Below are 16,778 nucleotides of genomic sequence, written 5' to 3'. Positions count from 1 at the left end.
CAAAAGGTGACTTCTTTCGGCAAGATATGAGGAGAACTGCACAATAAATAATTATTTGATTATTTGAAAAATTATTACAATTGACCCTTTCCGATCAAACATTTGTTTTATACAATAACATTACGCAACCTGAATCTACTTTGAAAACAAAATAAGGAGGGCTTTCTTATGAAAGGTGAAATTCGCTTAATTCCGTATGAAGTAAAAGCCAATGTGATGGAAGCGAAAGAGACGCCGGAAAGTATTCAGGAGATTAAAGCACCCGAACTTTGGTCAAGTGGCTTCAAAGGAAAAGGCATAACCATTGCTGTCCTTGATACAGGTTGCGACACGGAGCATCCCGATTTAAAAGATCAGATTATCGGAGGAAAAAACTTTACCGATGATGACAATGGAGATGCTGAGAATGTAAAAGACTACAACGGGCATGGTACCCATGTATCAGGAACGATTGCAGCAACAGATCAAAATGGTGGCATTTTAGGTGTTGCGCCTGAAGCCAAGCTGTTGATCGTGAAAGTTCTTGGAGGGAAAAATGGCAGCGGGAAATACGAATGGATTATCAATGGCATTAATTATGCGGTTGAACAGAAGGTTGATATCATTTCCATGTCTCTCGGTGGGCCAAGCAATGAACCAGAACTGCAAAAGGCTATCCAACATGCGGTAAGCAGCGGTGTGCTTGTTGTCTGCGCAGCAGGAAATGAAGGTGACGGAGACGAGCGTACTGAAGAGTTCTCCTACCCAGCTGCATACAACGAGGTCATTGCCGTCGGCTCTGTCTCTCTTGCAAGAGAATCCTCTGAATTCTCCAATGCGAATAAAGAAATCGACCTCGTCGCTCCAGGTGAAGACATTTTATCCACTCTCCCTAACCATAAATACGGAAGACTAACAGGCACTTCCATGGCTGCCCCTCATGTGAGCGGTGCACTCGCCATTATTAAAAATGCCGAAGAAGAAGCGTTCCAGCGTAAGCTGACAGAACCTGAGGTATATGCTCAGCTCGTACGGAGAACCCTTCCGCTAAAACAATCAAAAACCCTTGTAGGAAACGGGTTTTTATATTTAACTGCACCAGATGTGCTTCTTGAGAAAACATTGGAAGCAGAACTTTTGTCTCTATAGGTACATGTTAGGTCCTGAGAAAAGATAGAATTTTCTCAGGATTTTTTTAATTAAAATTATTCAAAATTTACTTTGACGAAATGAAGTGAACGTTATATAATCGAACACAATAAATTCATAGTTTGAGAGTCGGTAATTCGATCACACATCGAATTTTAATTGGGAAGACCGGTGAAAATCCGGCGCGGTCCCGCCACTGTAAGTGAGGAGAGCTTTTCGTTAATAATCCACTGTCATTAAGATGGGAAGGATGAAAAGCTTGCAGATTCGCGAGCCAGGATACCAGCCGCTCTATCACATCAAACCCCCTACGGTTGATAGGAGATGTCGGAAAAGCGTTCGTCATTGATACTTACGCCTTCTTTCGCACACACATTTTGTCTTTTTAAACCAGACATTTGCCCTCATCAATCTTAACCATGAGTGTGAGTGTCTTTTTATATTTAGAGGAGGAATTGGAATTGACAATTGTTAAAACAAGTAATCTAGGTTTCCCGCGAATTGGTTTAAACAGAGAATGGAAAAAAGCACTTGAGTCTTATTGGAAAGGTCAAACTGACCGAGAAACCCTCTTAAGCACACTCGATGAACAATTTTTAGCCGCTATTAAAACTCAAATTGATCAACAAATTGACGTTGTTCCTTCTGGAGACTTTACCTTCTATGATCACGTGCTGGATACTGCCGTTATGTTCAATTGGATTCCAGAGCGCTTCCGCAGCTTGAAAGACCCGCTAGATACATACTTTGCGATGGCAAGAGGAACAAAAGATGCTGTCTCAAGTGAAATGACAAAATGGTTTAATACAAACTATCACTACATCGTTCCAGAATACGAAAAAAGCACAGAATTCAAACTCACACATAACAAACCACTTGAAGCATACGAAAAGGTGAAAAAAGCGTTTGGTGTTGAAACAAAACCTGTCGTTCTTGGCCTTTATACATTTGTCGCACTTTCTAAAGGCTATGAAGCCAATGAAGTGAAAGAGATTCAGCAACGCCTAGTGCCGCTTTATACTCAGTTGTTAAAAGAGCTTGAAGAAGCCGGTGTAAAATGGGTTCAAATTGATGAGCCTGCTTTAGTCACAGCTTCAAGTGAAGACGTGAAAGCAGTAAAAGCCATCTATCAAACGATTAAAAAAGCTGTACCTGCCTTAAACGTTCTCCTTCAAACATACTTTGACTCAGTAGATGCCTATGAAGAGCTTGTGACGTATCCTGTTGAAGCCATCGGTCTTGATTTTGTCCATGATCAAGGACGAAACCTTGAACAATTTAAAAAACACGGCTTCCCAAAAGATAAAATTTTAGCAGCCGGTATCATCGACGGCAGAAATATTTGGAGATCAGATCTAGGAGAAAGATTATCGTTTATTTCTGAAGTGATTGCTGACGTGCAGCCAAAAGAAGTATGGCTACAGCCTTCAAGCAGCCTGCTACATGTCCCAGTTGCAAAACATCCGAGCGAACAGCTTGAAGAAAAACTATTAAACGGACTTTCTTATGCCACTGAAAAGCTGGCTGAATTAACGCTATTAAAAGAAGGATTATCAAAAGGAGCAGCTGCCATTGATGCAGACATCCATGCAGCAAATGAAGCACTTCTGACGTTAAAAGAATTCGCGAAAGGAACGAATGCGGACCTGACAGCAGAGCGCAACAGCCTTTCATCAAAAGATTTTAAACGTCCAGTTGCTTTTGAAGAACGACTACGCATTCAAAATGAATCTCTTGAACTGCCGCTTCTTCCAACCACAACAATCGGAAGCTTCCCTCAGTCAGCTGAGGTGCGCAGTGCTCGTCAAAAATGGCGCAAAAATGAGTGGACAGATGCAGAGTATGATGAATTTATTAAAAAAGAAACAAAAAGATGGATTGATATTCAAGAAGAGATTGGCCTAGATGTACTCGTTCATGGAGAATTTGAACGTACAGACATGGTTGAATACTTCGGTGAAAAACTCGCTGGATTTGCCTTTACAAAATTCGCTTGGGTTCAATCTTATGGATCACGCTGCGTGAAGCCGCCGATCATTTATGGAGATGTAGAATTTACAGAGCCAATGACAGTGAAAGAGACGGTTTACGCTCAAAGCTTAACAGAGAAAAAAGTCAAAGGAATGCTGACAGGACCTGTCACAATCTTAAACTGGTCTTTCCCAAGAACAGATATCTCTCGTAAAGACATTGCCTTCCAAATCGCTTTTGCTTTACGCAAAGAGGTAGAAGCGTTAGAAGCAGCGGGTATTCAAGTGATTCAAGTGGATGAACCTGCGCTAAGAGAAGGTCTTCCTTTAAAAGAGAGTGATTGGGCAGCATACTTAAACTGGGCAGCAGAGTCATTCCGTCTATCGACATCGTCTGTTCAAAATGAAACGCAAATTCATACACATATGTGCTACAGCAATTTCGAGGATATTGTTGATACGATTGAAGACCTTGATGCAGACGTGATTACGATTGAACATTCACGCAGTCATGGCGGGTTCCTCGATTATTTAGAAAAACACCCGTATTTGAAAGGTCTTGGACTTGGGGTATACGACATCCACAGCCCGCGCGTTCCATCTGTTGAAGAAATGAGTAAAATCATTGATGATGCACTGAACGTATGTCCGACAGATCGCTTCTGGGTCAACCCTGACTGTGGACTGAAAACAAGACAAGAACCTGAAACCATTGCTGCTTTGAAAAACATGGTGACAGCTGCTGAAGTCGCTCGTAAAAAGCTAGCGCAGCACGCATAATGGAATCACTCTTCCCCTGCTGAACATTTGGCAGGGGTTTTTTATGCGTAAATTGTCCTGTTCGATCTCCTCCTACAATGATTCCTTTTCTATCATGATTCGTTTATACTAGAGAAGTCAGTCGAACAAAGGGAGGAAGACAATGAATCACGAAGCTTTTTTACAACGCGCAATTGATCTTGCAGTAGAAGGAGTAAATAGTGGCACAGGCGGCCCTTTTGGAGCGGTCATTGTCAAAGACGGTCAGATTATTGCAGAGGGAAGCAACAATGTCACAACGAGTAATGATCCAACTGCACATGCAGAAGTGACAGCTATTCGAAAGGCGTGCCAAACACTACATACATATCAATTAGAAGACTGTATTTTGTATACAAGCTGTGAGCCTTGTCCAATGTGTCTTGGTGCTATCTATTGGGCTAGACCAAAGGCCGTATATTTTGCCGCTGGACACAAGGATGCAGCGACTTCTGGTTTTGATGACTCCTTTATTTATGAAGAAATCAATAAAGAATACGAATCAAGAAACATTCCATTTTACCAGCTGACCCTTCAAAAAACCCTTGCTCCATTTGAAGCATGGGACACATACGACAAAAAGAAAGAATATTAAAAAAGACACCTGCTCCACAGCAGATGTCAGTGAGAAAGGGCTAAATTTTAGCCCTTTTTTCTTTTCATGATTCCGCCACTTCAAGCTCTACTTCGATGTTTCCTCTTGTTGCTTTTGAATATGGACAGAATTCATGTGCAGCCTCAACAAGCTCTTTCGCTTTGTCATGATCAAGCCCTTTAGCGGAAACAATCAGCTTCACGCCAAGTTTAAAACCGCCATCACTTTCATCTTTTAATAGACTGACATGTCCTTCTACTTCTGATTCAATTTCGACACCTTGCTTCTTGGCGACTTGTTCAAGCGCCCCTCCGAAGCAGGCCGCATAACCCGCTGCAAATAATTGTTCAGGATTCGTACCAGTTTCTCCATCTTTCTTTGCGTTTGGCATCACAATGTTGTGGTCAAGCACACCATCATCAGAACGAACATGTCCTGCTCTTCCGTGCTGTGCTTTTACTTTTGCAGTAAATAATGGTTTCATCTTGATCTCCTCCTTCTTCTACTTATACCTTTCACGTTCTATTCGTTGCTCAAACATTTATGGCACATTGAAGAATTTTTCATTTTTAGTCTGTATTTATTTTAAAAAGGAAGAAAATCTTATACAATGATAAGTATGACAAAAAATAGTTGGTGACAGATATGACAAATGAATTTGAACATATGAAGCTGGAAAATCAGCTTTGTTTCTTGTTATATGCAAGTTCAAGAGAAATGACGAAGCAATATAAACCATTATTAGAAGAGTTAAATATCACATACCCGCAATATTTGGCACTGCTTTTGTTATGGGAGCATGGGACATTAAATGTGAAAACAATGGGAGAGCTTTTATATTTAGACTCCGGTACACTCACACCTATGCTAAAACGAATGGAACAAAATGGACTCATCATCCGTGAACGTTCAAAAGAGGATGAGCGTTCGGTCCAAATTCGTTTAACAGAATACGGAGAAGCTTTACAAGAGAAGGCCACTTCGATTCCATTTCAAATGCTGTCTGGAACAGGCAGATCAGAAGAAGAGCTGAAAACACTTCGCGCTTCTTTACATGAGCTTCTGCAAAAATTAACACAATCAAAAGGCTGAGGGAATATTCCCTCAGCCTTTTTTTTGATGTCTATTATTGAGCGACAGCTACTAATTCTACTTCAATGTTTCCTTGCGTTGCTTTTGAGTATGGGCAAACGCCGTGTGCTTTATGAACAAGTTCATCAAGTGCAGATTGCTCAATTCCAGTTCCTTTTACTTCTAATTTAACACCTAGTTTGAAACCGCCGTCTGAACTGTCTTTGATTAAGCTTACATGTGCCGTTACTTCACTTTCAAAACGGATACGCTCTTGTCTTGCGACCATTTGAAGGGCTGAATCAAAACATGCAGAATAGCCCGCTGCGAATAATTGCTCTGGATTCGTTGCTTTCTCAAGCTTTTTCGCTCTTGGCGTTCCTGGCATTGCTACATCATGCTCTAGTACACCATCTGTTGACACAACCTTACCTTCTCTTCCTCCTACAGCTGATACTGTTGCAGTAAATAAAACTTCTGACATGAATATAACCCTCTTTCGCTCTATTAATATTTTCTACAATTAAATTGTACACAATCTAAATTCAAGAGTCAATGAAAAACACTCACTTTCATCTTTCCTCCATTTTTTATTTTTATGAATGTGCAACCTACGATGATTGAAGCGGTCAATAAAAAAAGCCCTTTAAAAAGGGCTTTTTAGATCGTGATATGCTGCGGATTCGGTTTTTCTAGCGTATGGTTTCTGTTATCGGGGTCGGCATTAGGTGATGTGATCCATAATGCCAAGATCGTGATGCTTGTACAGACGACTGCCCATTTTTTAAAATTCATATAAACAATCCCCTCTCTGAATATAGATACGAGCATGTTCCGCTTCCCCATAGAACATGGAAGATTTTTCATAATCCTCCATTTCATTATAATACTTTGCGGTGTCTAAAGCCAGCTCTTCTATATCTGGATATGCATAGGAAGATTCTAAAAAATGGAAAATCCGTTTAATATGCTCTGCATCTTGTCGTAAGTACAACGCTTCTAAAAAAATGGTCTTCTGAATATGAATGTCATCCTGCAGAGCTTCTGCTCGTTTCATACATTCTTCTCTGTAATATAATGCTTCATCGTTTTTACCTTGTTTGTATAAGATCTGAGCGGCTGTATAAAGAGGGTCTATCGATCGACGAAGATGATCAGATTGGTTTTGATCAAATAATGAGATGGATTCTTTCATTAAGTCGAGTGCGCGGTTCAAGTCTCCCATTCTGTAATAACTGTTGCCCATATTAAACAAAGAAGAAGCAATAAAACGCACATTCTGAAAGTCTCTTGATCTTGCAAGTGCTCTTTCGAGATGTGGCAATGCCTTTTCATGCCTTCTCATATCATCATAATTACCGGCTACAATAAATTCACACTGAATGGTACGAAGCGCATATAGTTCGTGCTGAATATAGACATCCAGCGCTAGTTTGGCATGGTGCATCGAAATGTGTGTTTGTTTCATGTGATAATATATTTCTGACATTTTAAAATGAAATTCTGCACGTTCAATATCGTCGGATACAAAAGAAAGCTTATGCTCTGCCTTTTGATAGGACGATATGGCAGCAATGTACTCTCTCCGGCCGAACTCATACATGCCTCTGAAGAAATGATAGTAATATTCAAGCATGCCTGTGACATGCGTTTGATGCTCATCTATTTCTTTCGAAAGCTCGGAAAAGTTGGCGCGAAGCTTTCCTTCCTTTAATGGCTTTAAATAATCGAGCATGACCTCATGCCTGAATTCCATTAAAGAAAAATAGAGAAGCAAATTCTGATCTTCTTCCATTGAATCAAGAGAGGTGCGAATTTCCTGCTTTAACTGTTCTGCTTGTTCTGAATCAAATCTGCGGATTAATTCATACCACTTGTTGATTTTCACTCCAATATCCGAAGAGGGAATGATTTTCGCCATACGTTGCCTTCTCCAATCTTCTCAAAATATAAAACATTACCATATTTTATCATACTTGACCGAAGAAATACAAAAATGAAAGGAAAAAGAGAGCCTTGTGCGATAAGACTCTCTTTTTGGATGGGTTATTCTCTTATTTGTCCTTGACCACGAATGACAAATTTTTCAGAGGTTAGGGCTGGCAGACCCATTGGTCCTCTAGCATGCAATTTTTGTGTGCTAATGCCGATTTCCGCTCCGTAGCCAAATTCAAAGCCATCTGTAAACCGGGTAGATGCATTATGATACACAGCGGCAGCATCAACGGCTGTTAAGAAAAGTGCCGCATGCTGCTCGTTTTCCGTAATGATCGCTTCAGAATGCTTAGAGCTATACATTTGAATATGCTGTATCGCCTCTTCCATGGTCTTTACGGTTTTAATACTGACAATCGGCGCTAAAAATTCCGTTTCAAAATCAGTGGTTGTCGCTAATGTGGCACTCGGTGCAAGTGCACATACTGCTTCATCGCCCCGTATTTCTACACCATGTGTCTGAAGTGCTTCAAAAAGCGAAGCGCCATGTTCTTTTGCCCATGTTTCATGAATGACAATGCTCTCAATGGCATTACAAACAGATGGTCTTTGTGTTTTCGCATTCAGAACAATTTGTTCAGCCATTTCTTTTTGGGCTGTTTCATCAATGTAAATATGACAATTCCCTGCACCCGTCTCAAGTACTGGAACAGTAGACTCTCTCACAACAAGATCAATTAAATGTTTCCCGCCGCGTGGAATAAGGACATCTAGATAGTCATTTAAAGTGAACAGGGTTTTAGCCGTCTCACGGCCTGTATCTTCAATCAATTGTACACTGTCTACTGGAATATCCGTTGGTTGCAGCGCTTCGTGAATGACTTTCACAATCGCTTTATTACTATGAATGGCCGATGAACTTCCTCGAAGAATCACAGCATTTCCAGTTTTCAAGCAAAGAGTGGCCGCATCGACTGTCACGTTTGGTCTTGCTTCGTAAATCATCCCAACCGTTCCAAGAGGCACACGTACTTTTTCAATGAAAAGCCCGTTTTCTTTTTGAATGGTTTCTAATGTTTCACCAATTGGGTCTTTGAGCTGAATGAGTTGATGCGTAGCGTCTGCAATCGCTTCAATTCTCTCTTCTGTTAATGTAATTCTGTCGATCACAGATGGCGTGAACTCTTTGTCTATAGCCGCCTGAACGTCCTTTTGGTTCTCGGCAATTAAATAAGCTGAAGATGCTTTTAATGCTTTTGCAATAGCGTCTAATGCAGCATTCTTTTGTTCAGTCGTTTTTAATAGCAGCTGATCTTTGGCTGCACTTGCCTTTTTTGCTTTTTCTAGAACTTCATTCATCGTTTTCCCTCCTCAGTTTTGTATGTGCTGAACCCAGTGATCTCGGTGAATGACTTCAGGTTTTTCATGAGAAAGCTCATGACTTCGCATCCCTTTGATGCCAAGAAGCTCATCAGAATCATACAATGTTTGTCCTTTACCGACTAATCCGTTTGGACCAACGACTTCGACGACCTCTCCTTTAGAAAATTCACCAGCTACATCAATGACACCAGCTGGAAGAAGACTTCTTCCATTATGCAAAATCGCCGCCTCTGCCCCCGCATCAATCATGATCTTCCCAGAGACTGGTGAGTGGAATTGAATCCATTGGCGACGGTTATTGACTGATGATAAGTCTTGTTCACCAATATATGTGCCGTTTCCTTGACCAGCGAGAATGTGAAGAAGCTTGTCTTCTCCTGCACCTGTGCCAATGAAGACTTTAACGCCAAGGGAGAGAGCTGTTTGTGCAGCTGAAAGCTTAGATTTCATCCCGCCTGTTCCAACCTTTGAACCCGTACTCTTCGCATATGAGAACAATTCATCTGAAATGTGAGTCAGCACATCAAACCGCTTCGCATCAGGATTCTCACTTGGATTGGCATCATAAATTCCGTTGATATCTGTTAAAATGATCAATTGGTCTGCATGAATTAAGCCACTGACCAGTGCTGATAACATGTCATTATCACCAAAGGTAAGCTCCTCGATGGACACAGAATCATTTTCATTAATGATCGGTAAAATTTTTCTTTCGAGCAGTTCCATCATCGTTGCGTAAGCATTTCGATATCTTGTACGATCTGAAAAGTCATTACGTGTTAAAAGCATTTGTGCAGGCGTCATCTGAAACTGTGAAAATAGTTCTGTGTATTTCTGCATTAACAAGCCTTGACCAACAGCAGCAGCAGCCTGCTTTCCTTTTAAGGTCACAGGTCTTGACGGATATCCTAAACTGCCAAATCCCGCCGCAACGGCACCTGACGAAATGAGAATGATTTCATGCCCTGCCTCTTTTAGCTTTGCGATGGCTTTGACATGATCCTGCATTTTGTGTTCATCAATGGCTCCCTTTTGCTCTGTTAATGAACTGCTACCAATTTTTATGACGATCCTTTGCTTTTTCATCATTGATTCCCTCCGCTATACCTTTCACCACATAAAAAATCCCTTTTTCTCCTTATGTAAAGGACGAAAAAGGGATTTTCCGTGGTACCACCTTCATTGAATAAGCATACGTCTGCTTATTCCACTCAACTCCTGTAACGCCAGGCATGCGCTTAGATTTTTCCTCTAAGGCTCAAAGGGTAGGTTCAGCAGCTGTCTGCGGCAAATGTTTCAGCATGTCATTTGCTCTCTTTACACAGCAGGTCCTGCTTACTATTCCTTCTCAACGCTCGTTAATTTTTTTATATTATCACCAATTGCTTCAGAAAAGTCAAGCGGTCAATTAAACACAATCGTTTTATTCTCATGGACAATGATTCGATCTTCTAGATGCCATTTGACAGCACGGGCAAGCACGCTGCGCTCAATCGTGCGGCCAATATTTTTTAATGCCTCTGCATCATCTCTATGATCTACCCGCTCAATATCCTGTTCAATGATTGGTCCTTCGTCTAAATCATTGGTGACATAATGAGAAGTCGCACCAATTAATTTGACTCCCCGCTCGTATGCCCGCTTGTATGGGTTTGCACCGATAAACGCTGGCAGGAAGGAATGATGAATATTGATGATTTTGTTCGGATGCTGTTCAATAAAGGCTGGCGTCAAAATTTGCATATATCTAGCTAGCACAACCGCATCAATGTCATACTCTTCTAATAATGCAAGCTGTTGTTTTTCTGCATCTTGACGAATGTCTTTATTTGCCTTCACGAAATGGAATGGAATGCCGAGTGCTTCGACTGTATCTTTTGCCGTTTCATGATTGCTGATGACAACCGCTATTTCAGCCATTAAATTACCGCTTTGCCATTCCCATAAAAGTTCATGTAAACAATGAAGCTCTTTGGACACAAAGATCGCTAGCTTTTTCAGATCACTTGCACGCGACATGCTCCACGTCATGTGAAATGATTGCGCAATTGGCTCAAAACTGCTTTTCAATTGATCTAAGTTGGCAGAAATGTCTTTCCAATCAAATTCAATTCTTAAAAAGAACCGGCCGCGCTCATGATCTGTTGTGTATTGACTAGATTCAATGATGTTTGCTCCATGTTCAAATAAAAAAGTAGAAACAGCTGACACAATACCAGGCTGATCCGGGCAGCTGACTAAAAGCCTTCCTTTTTGCTCATGCTTTTGTCTGTGTAATTCAAGTTTCTCTGTAATCAATGTTCTCATGTCTTATGACCTCATTTACGTTTTTCATTCTAATGAAATATTATACTGGACTGGAAAGAGAAAAAGCAATTAAGCGTCGTATTTTTTATTGAATATTCATTCAATTCCGCACCTGGCGTGATATAATATGAATAGACCTTTTATCACAAAAGGAGTGATGGAGATGAAAAGCATGACTTTGTTTGGTAAAGTGAGCTTTTGGCTCGGCATCGTATGTCTCATTACGGGCATTTATCTATTTATGACCGGAGAAAGACTCATTCCTTTACTTACATTTGGTGTATGTTTTCTGCTTGTGAGTCAGCTTTACCGCAAAAATGAAAACGATTCCAATCACCCTTCGATGTAGCAAAAAGGCTGGCAAACATGTGCCAGCCTTTTCTTATTCAATGATTTTCAACCCGACCGCTGCCGATAAAATCAGTGCGATAAAGAAAATACGTTTTGCATCTTTTGACTCACCGTAAAACAGCATTCCGACAATCGCTCCTCCAGCTGCTCCGATTCCTGTCCAAATCGCATACGCCGTTCCCATCGGAATTGTATTCATCGCAAGAGACAGCATCAGAAAGGATAGCGAAAATCCAGCTGCTATGAAGAAAATCCATTTGACATGGCGATCTTTCTGGAATTGATTCATCATGGTGACACAAAGCATTTCTAAGATGCCTGCCCCAATGAGTAAAAGCCAGCTCACGATTCAGCCTCCCCTTTCTTTTCACCTGTGGTTAATTTGAGTCCTAATACACCGCTTAAAAGGACCATGATCAAAAGTAATTTTACTAGCTGTACCGGCTCACCCATGACCATACCTACTATGACCGTACCTGCTGTTCCAAGTCCGGTGAAAACGGCGTAAAGCGTGCCAACTGGAAGTACAGTCGTGGCTTTCAGGAGTAAATAAAAGCTGACGACAATACAAACGATGGTTGCGCTCCATTCCAATATAGAGTCAGCATATTTCAACCCCATTACCCAGCCGACTTCAAATACGGCTGCAATCAAAACGTTTCCCCATTTCATTCGATCTCTTCCTTTCTTACCGATTCCAAGCAATTAAAAAAGCCCGGAAATCGATCGTTTGATCAAATCTCCCGGGCTTTTATCCCTCCGTGTCCATACGGCCCATTCTTAGAGGACCCTATGTGTTTTCTCTCGGTCCAGACTGCGCTGCCGCACGGAACCCTAGAAAACCAATTCATGATAAGCAGATCTAGCGTAAAGCCGATTCTGTATGAAAAAGTGTATCACACCCTGATATGCCGGTCTACCACTTTGCTTTTCCCCTTCAAATATACTTGTTCATTTTTCGAAAGAAAGTGGATGAAAGCGAAGTATACTAAATGTTAGAAAGAGGAACGACCACATCACTGATATAATAAAACAAGAGGTGGATCAAATGATGATGACCGACGAACAAAAACACGAATTTTATCAAGCACTTGTTGATAAAAATCCGCAATATGACGGCACGTTCTTTGCAGGTATTAAAACAACCGGCATCTTCTGTCATGCCACATGCACTGCTAGAAAACCAAAATATGAAAACTGTGAGTTTTTCTTTACAGCAGAGGAGGCGCTGCTTGCAGGGTATCGGCCGTGTAAGCGATGCACGCCTTTAACATATCCTAACAGCATTCCAGAAGAAGTCAAAACACTTGTATCAGCAGTTGAAGAGAGTCCTGAGAAACGATGGAAAGAAGAAGATTTTCGCCAATTAGGGATTCACTCTGCAACAGCTCGGAGAAAATTTAAAGAAATCTATGGAATGACCTTTGTTCAATATGCTAGATCACGCCGAATGGGGCTAGCGTTTAAAGAGATTCTGAACGGAAAAAAAGTCATAGATCAGCAAGTCACCTTCGGTTACGAGTCTTCCAGTGCCTTCAATGACGCCTTTACGAAAATCATGGGAAATCCACCCAAAAAGGCGCAAGTCAATATTTTGCATGCGAATTTTATTTCTACTCCGATTGGGCGGATGATGAGCATTTCAGATGCAACCCATGTGTATTTGCTTGAATTTATGGACAGGCGAGGATTAGAAAGAGAAATTGAGAACATCAGAAAAAAACATCATGCCCGTATTTTAGTTGGAGAAACAAACGTCCATCAGCAATTAGCAAAGGAATTGGCCTTATATTTTGAAAAGAAACTCACGCAGTTTACTGTGCCACTTTCTATACATGGCACACCTTTTCAAAAAAGGGTATGGGATCTTCTATTACAGATTCCACCAGGCGAAACGAGATCGTATCGAGATCTTGCCATCATGCTTGGCGATCCCCATTTGGTTCGGGCAGTTGGAAATGCAAATGGTGCCAATCAGTTGGCCATCATCATTCCTTGTCACCGAGTCATTCAAACAAGCGGTGAACTTGGCGGATATGGCGGGGGAATCGAACGAAAGAAATATTTACTTCAGTTAGAACAGCGTATATAAAAGAAAAAGCGGCTCTCCTTATGATTCAAGCGAGCCGCTTTTTCCGTCACGAGTAACACTGTAAACATCAATCATTTGATCCCATTTTGAAATGGTTTTTTCTTTTTTCATCCCCATTTTCATTGCGACCTTGACTGACGCTTCATTGTCAGGGCGAATTAAGCTGACCATTCGCCTCACCTTCATATCGTCAAAACCATACGCAAGACAGCCTTTTGCAGCCTCAACAGCATATCCTTTTCCCCATGCCGATCTCTTTAGCATATAGCCAATTTCAAGCTCTGTTTGTCCTTCGACGTTTTGGAGAACAATTCCGCTTTGTCCAAGTGGTTCTTTCGTTTCTTTTTCTTCAATGATCCACAGGGATGTATGGTACGTGCGGTCATTCTTTTGATTCCAAGCAATCCACTCTTTTGTCTGCTCTTCATCCTTTAGTGAAGGATAATACTTCATGACCTCTTCATCTTGGAACAGCTTTTCATATAAAAAAGGCGCATCGTCTTCATCCATTGTTCTCAGTCTGAGGCGCTCTGTTTCAAGCACGATCCGTGTTTGATGTGCCATTTTTTATCCCCCCCTGCTTACTTGCTAAAAATATCTCCGAACAACCCATTTGAATCTGGGGCAAAGTAATGGAACCCCGCACCCGTTAAACTAGCAGCTAATGCGGTCCACATGATTAAACTGACCGTCATCCACACAGTGACTTGTTTTCTTTTCGTACCGAAGCTCATACACATAAAAGCCGCTAAATGACTGCCAATGATAAAAGGACCGATAAGTGCCAAACCAGGGAGACCATACCGTTCCCAAACCTTTCTGGCTTTCAGCTGTTTTTTCTCTCCTTTTTCATCATGTTTCTCCTCTTTCCTCTTCAGCCACCACGCTTTAAATCGGTCCACGAAGACGATGAGTAGCAAGACGGTAAGAAAGTTGCCGACGAATCCAATAACTGCCGTTGTCACAGGATGCAGACCACTTAAAATCCCCAGCGGAACGACACCAACCACTTCAAAGAAAGGTAAAGCAGCCAATATAAAAACGAGTACATACCCCCATACAATATCCAATCACAGAACCCCTTTTCATTTTTGTCCTCTTCTCATTGTAAAGAAAAATGTGATCCCATATCTACATTTTTTTAGTAAAAGAAAAGCACATCGCAAGAGATGTGCTCCAGATTGTTGACAAAGGGCTAAAATGAACTTTATTTTAGCCCTTTGTCTTCTTTTCAGCGTGATAGAAAACCTTTGCAGCCCTAGGAAGGACGAGTACTGGCGCGGAGCGAATTTGACATTCGTGAGCACCAGCACGCAGGACTGACAAAGAATGCGAGGGTTTGTCTACACGCTGAAGCACATCGCAAATGATGTGCTCTATTTACATTAAATGTTCATTTTTCTTGTTTGTTTTCCGTAAAAAAACGATTGTGAGCAAGACTAAAATCACAATGGATACCAGACTTGTGAAAAGAAGCATGAGAGGTGATGTCCATCCAAGCCATTCGAATAGGAGTTGCGGTCCAAAGAAGATCAGCGGAATGAGCGACATCATATTCGCCTTTAATATGGCATTCAATAAGATAATACACAGCAGCAACAGAAGAATGACGCCCCATCTTTGGCTCGAGGTCAGCACAAGTAAAGGAGTACCAAGTTTTTGGTCCAATAATTTCACTGTGATCAAGGCTGTCATCTGAAAAACACCTAATATCCAAAAGTAAAAGAATGCCCTCCTGCTTGTTTGAAAGGCAGAAGCTCTAAACATCACAATGGTCATGATCACATTGGCCACTATGATGAGCGGATAACCAATGAGTGCATACCAAGAATACGATAAACTTTGACTGATGGCATCTGCTAACATCATGTAAAAAAGAGATCCAATTAAAAAAGCACTGACAAACGTAACCCAATCTTTATGGTTTCTAGAGAGCTCTTTTGATAGCTCATCAGCAAAGCCCCGTGGATCTCCGCCAAATACATCTTCCCCTGTTTTCCCATCTTTCTCAGCTTCGACAGCGTGTGTCGTTAATTCATCCATCACTTCGTCGATCTCGTCCTGATTTTTCCCTTTTGATATGAGATAGAGTTGCAGTTCTAATAAGATGTGTCTCGTTTCTTTTGTTACCATCTTCTCACTTCCCTTTATGTAATAATCGCTCTACATTCCCTGACAGCTCATTCCATCGCATGGTAAAATCCGTCAGCGCTTCTTCGCCTCTTTGTGTGAGCGTATAGTATTTCCTTTTCGGCCCGCTCGCCGATGCTTTTGTGGACGTATGAACTAGTTGTTCTTTTTGCATGCGCAGCAAGATCGGATAAATACTACCTTCACTAATTTGATCAAACCCATAGTGCGCAAGCTTCTTTGTCATTTCATATCCATAAATTTCACCTTCAGAAATAATCGACAGTAGGCATCCCTCTAAAATTCCTTTTAGCATTTGTGTTGATTGTGTCATCATCGATCCTCCGCTTTCAGTATCTTGCATGACAAGATAGCATGATCTTACCACACACTATCTTGCTATGCAAGATACTGACTTAGAAAAAAATCACCGCATAAAGGGTGATTTTTACGCCCAAGGCTTATCCGTCCCAAGTGCGTCAGCCAAAGCTTTACTATGCTTTCGGCGGCTTTTTCTTTCCTCTGCCCGCTGCTTCGCTGTTTGATGAAGCATGATTTCTTCCTCTGTTTCCGGCATGACTTGCGGGACTCGTTTTGGCTTCCCGTTTTCATCAAGCGAGACAAATGTAAGAAATGAAGTTGCTGCGAGTCTGCGTTCTCCAGACATCAAGTTTTCCTTAATGACTTTGACGAATACTTCCATAGAAGATGTGCCGACCCATGTCACATAAGATTCTAAGCAGACGGACTCCTTCTGTCCAATCGGCTCTAAAAAATCAACTGAATCCATTGATGCGGTGACTGTTTCACTACGGCTGTGTCTTGCTGCCGAGATGGAAGCAATGTCATCTATATAACTCATTAATTTCCCGCCAAATAACGTTTGGTGGTTATTCGTATCGAGAGGGAATACCCTGCTGGTTTTCACAACTTTTGATTCCTTGCAGTATTTGAAATTTTCTTCACTCATCGTCATAGCTCCTTCTTGCTGTTTTCGTTGATGCGGAACGACTTTTAT

General features: G+C 41.4%; 20 protein-coding genes, 2 riboswitches and 1 other annotated feature. Of the genes, 6 read left to right on the top strand and 14 right to left on the bottom strand.

The features are described from left to right. The first annotated feature begins 168 nt into the window (after positions 1-168). From NST01_RS06425 to NST01_RS06415, 3 genes are all read left to right on the top strand, one after another. A complete protein-coding gene (locus NST01_RS06425) occupies positions 169-1,128 on the top strand; it encodes a S8 family peptidase (protein WP_007498796.1) in 960 nt (319 codons plus the stop codon). Positions 1,129-1,240: 112 nt separating this feature from the next. After that, positions 1,241-1,433: riboswitch (cobalamin riboswitch) on the top strand. A gap of 156 nt (positions 1,434-1,589) precedes the next feature. After that, a complete protein-coding gene (gene metE, locus NST01_RS06420; RefSeq protein ID WP_326114328.1) occupies positions 1,590-3,878 on the top strand; it encodes a 5-methyltetrahydropteroyltriglutamate--homocysteine S-methyltransferase in 2,289 nt (762 codons plus the stop codon). Positions 3,879-4,020: 142 nt separating this feature from the next. After that, positions 4,021-4,491, top strand: coding sequence for a nucleoside deaminase (locus NST01_RS06415; RefSeq protein WP_008346184.1), 471 nt, complete (start codon positions 4,021-4,023; stop codon positions 4,489-4,491). A 64-nt stretch (positions 4,492-4,555) separates the two neighbouring features. Here NST01_RS06415 and NST01_RS06410 read toward each other — a convergent pair whose 3' ends face one another. Beyond that, positions 4,556-4,975 (bottom strand): organic hydroperoxide resistance protein, encoded by a 420-nt coding sequence (locus NST01_RS06410; RefSeq protein WP_008346186.1) that lies wholly within the window; start codon positions 4,973-4,975, stop codon positions 4,556-4,558. Between the two features lie 161 nt (positions 4,976-5,136). On the opposite strand from NST01_RS06410, the gene NST01_RS06405 reads away from it, so the two are divergent. After that, a complete protein-coding gene (locus NST01_RS06405) occupies positions 5,137-5,583 on the top strand; it encodes a MarR family winged helix-turn-helix transcriptional regulator (RefSeq protein WP_008346188.1) in 447 nt (148 codons plus the stop codon). Positions 5,584-5,617: 34 nt separating this feature from the next. Here NST01_RS06405 and NST01_RS06400 read toward each other — a convergent pair whose 3' ends face one another. The 6 genes from NST01_RS06400 to purU form a co-directional block, all read right to left on the bottom strand. Beyond that, entirely contained in the window at positions 5,618-6,046 is a 429-nt protein-coding gene (locus NST01_RS06400; protein WP_007498801.1) for an organic hydroperoxide resistance protein, read from the bottom strand. 176 nt (positions 6,047-6,222) lie between these two features. Next, complete coding sequence (locus tag NST01_RS06395) at positions 6,223-6,357, bottom strand: hypothetical protein (protein ID WP_008346190.1); 135 nt, start codon at positions 6,355-6,357, stop codon at positions 6,223-6,225. Continuing rightward, positions 6,347-7,483 (bottom strand): Rap family tetratricopeptide repeat protein, encoded by a 1,137-nt coding sequence (locus tag NST01_RS06390; protein ID WP_024719625.1) that lies wholly within the window; start codon positions 7,481-7,483, stop codon positions 6,347-6,349. Before NST01_RS06390 ends, NST01_RS06395 begins: the two co-directional genes overlap by 11 nt. Before the next feature lie 125 nt (positions 7,484-7,608). Beyond that, positions 7,609-8,856, bottom strand: coding sequence for a glutamate-5-semialdehyde dehydrogenase (locus NST01_RS06385; protein WP_081114173.1), 1,248 nt, complete (start codon positions 8,854-8,856; stop codon positions 7,609-7,611). A gap of 12 nt (positions 8,857-8,868) precedes the next feature. Then, positions 8,869-9,966 (bottom strand): glutamate 5-kinase, encoded by a 1,098-nt coding sequence (gene proB, locus NST01_RS06380; RefSeq protein ID WP_026050079.1) that lies wholly within the window; start codon positions 9,964-9,966, stop codon positions 8,869-8,871. A gap of 56 nt (positions 9,967-10,022) precedes the next feature. Next, positions 10,023-10,241: a binding site (T-box leader), on the bottom strand. A 43-nt stretch (positions 10,242-10,284) separates the two neighbouring features. Next, positions 10,285-11,187, bottom strand: coding sequence for a formyltetrahydrofolate deformylase (gene purU, locus NST01_RS06375; RefSeq protein WP_144684407.1), 903 nt, complete (start codon positions 11,185-11,187; stop codon positions 10,285-10,287). A gap of 163 nt (positions 11,188-11,350) precedes the next feature. Between purU and NST01_RS06370 the strand changes: the two genes are divergently transcribed. Beyond that, positions 11,351-11,536: a hypothetical protein gene (locus NST01_RS06370; protein ID WP_017367097.1), complete on the top strand. Its 186-nt coding sequence runs from the start codon at positions 11,351-11,353 to the stop codon at positions 11,534-11,536. 33 nt (positions 11,537-11,569) lie between these two features. On the opposite strand, the gene NST01_RS06365 is transcribed toward NST01_RS06370, so the two are convergent. Both NST01_RS06365 and NST01_RS06360 read right to left on the bottom strand, forming a co-directional pair. Further along, positions 11,570-11,884 (bottom strand): DMT family transporter, encoded by a 315-nt coding sequence (locus tag NST01_RS06365; protein WP_017367096.1) that lies wholly within the window; start codon positions 11,882-11,884, stop codon positions 11,570-11,572. Next, complete coding sequence (locus NST01_RS06360) at positions 11,881-12,210, bottom strand: DMT family transporter (RefSeq protein ID WP_017367095.1); 330 nt, start codon at positions 12,208-12,210, stop codon at positions 11,881-11,883. Before NST01_RS06360 ends, NST01_RS06365 begins: the two co-directional genes overlap by 4 nt. 66 nt (positions 12,211-12,276) lie before the next feature. Continuing rightward, positions 12,277-12,387, bottom strand: a riboswitch (guanidine-I (ykkC/yxkD leader). Positions 12,388-12,586: 199 nt separating this feature from the next. Here NST01_RS06360 and NST01_RS06355 point away from each other — a divergent pair. After that, positions 12,587-13,630 (top strand): bifunctional transcriptional activator/DNA repair enzyme AdaA, encoded by a 1,044-nt coding sequence (locus NST01_RS06355; protein WP_326114323.1) that lies wholly within the window; start codon positions 12,587-12,589, stop codon positions 13,628-13,630. An 18-nt stretch (positions 13,631-13,648) separates the two neighbouring features. On the opposite strand, the gene NST01_RS06350 is transcribed toward NST01_RS06355, so the two are convergent. The 5 genes from NST01_RS06350 to NST01_RS06330 all read right to left on the bottom strand — a co-directional run bounded on the left by NST01_RS06350 (position 13,649) and on the right by NST01_RS06330 (position 16,730). Next, the gene (locus NST01_RS06350; protein ID WP_181891533.1) at positions 13,649-14,194 is read right to left on the bottom strand and encodes a GNAT family N-acetyltransferase; all 546 of its coding nucleotides are present in this window, start codon (positions 14,192-14,194) and stop codon (positions 13,649-13,651) included. A gap of 17 nt (positions 14,195-14,211) precedes the next feature. Continuing rightward, complete coding sequence (locus NST01_RS06345) at positions 14,212-14,700, bottom strand: small multi-drug export protein (RefSeq protein ID WP_007498817.1); 489 nt, start codon at positions 14,698-14,700, stop codon at positions 14,212-14,214. Between the two features lie 310 nt (positions 14,701-15,010). Continuing rightward, complete coding sequence (locus tag NST01_RS06340) at positions 15,011-15,763, bottom strand: HAAS domain-containing protein (protein ID WP_341041681.1); 753 nt, start codon at positions 15,761-15,763, stop codon at positions 15,011-15,013. Positions 15,764-15,767: 4 nt separating this feature from the next. Then, positions 15,768-16,094 carry a PadR family transcriptional regulator gene (locus NST01_RS06335; RefSeq protein ID WP_017367090.1) on the bottom strand — a complete coding sequence of 109 codons (327 nt, stop codon included), beginning with the start codon at positions 16,092-16,094 and terminating at the stop codon, positions 15,768-15,770. 114 nt (positions 16,095-16,208) lie between these two features. Continuing rightward, on the bottom strand, positions 16,209-16,730 hold the full coding sequence (locus tag NST01_RS06330) for an acyl-CoA thioesterase (protein WP_008346212.1): 522 nt from the start codon (positions 16,728-16,730) through the stop codon (positions 16,209-16,211). Between the last annotated feature and the right edge of the window lie 48 nt (positions 16,731-16,778).

Source organism: Bacillus sp. FSL R7-0166 (assembly GCF_038008935.1).
Lineage (GTDB): Bacteria > Bacillota > Bacilli > Bacillales > Bacillaceae > Bacillus > Bacillus altitudinis.
The sequence above is the reverse complement of the archived record's forward strand: the minus strand, read 5'-3'. Positions and strand labels throughout refer to the sequence as shown.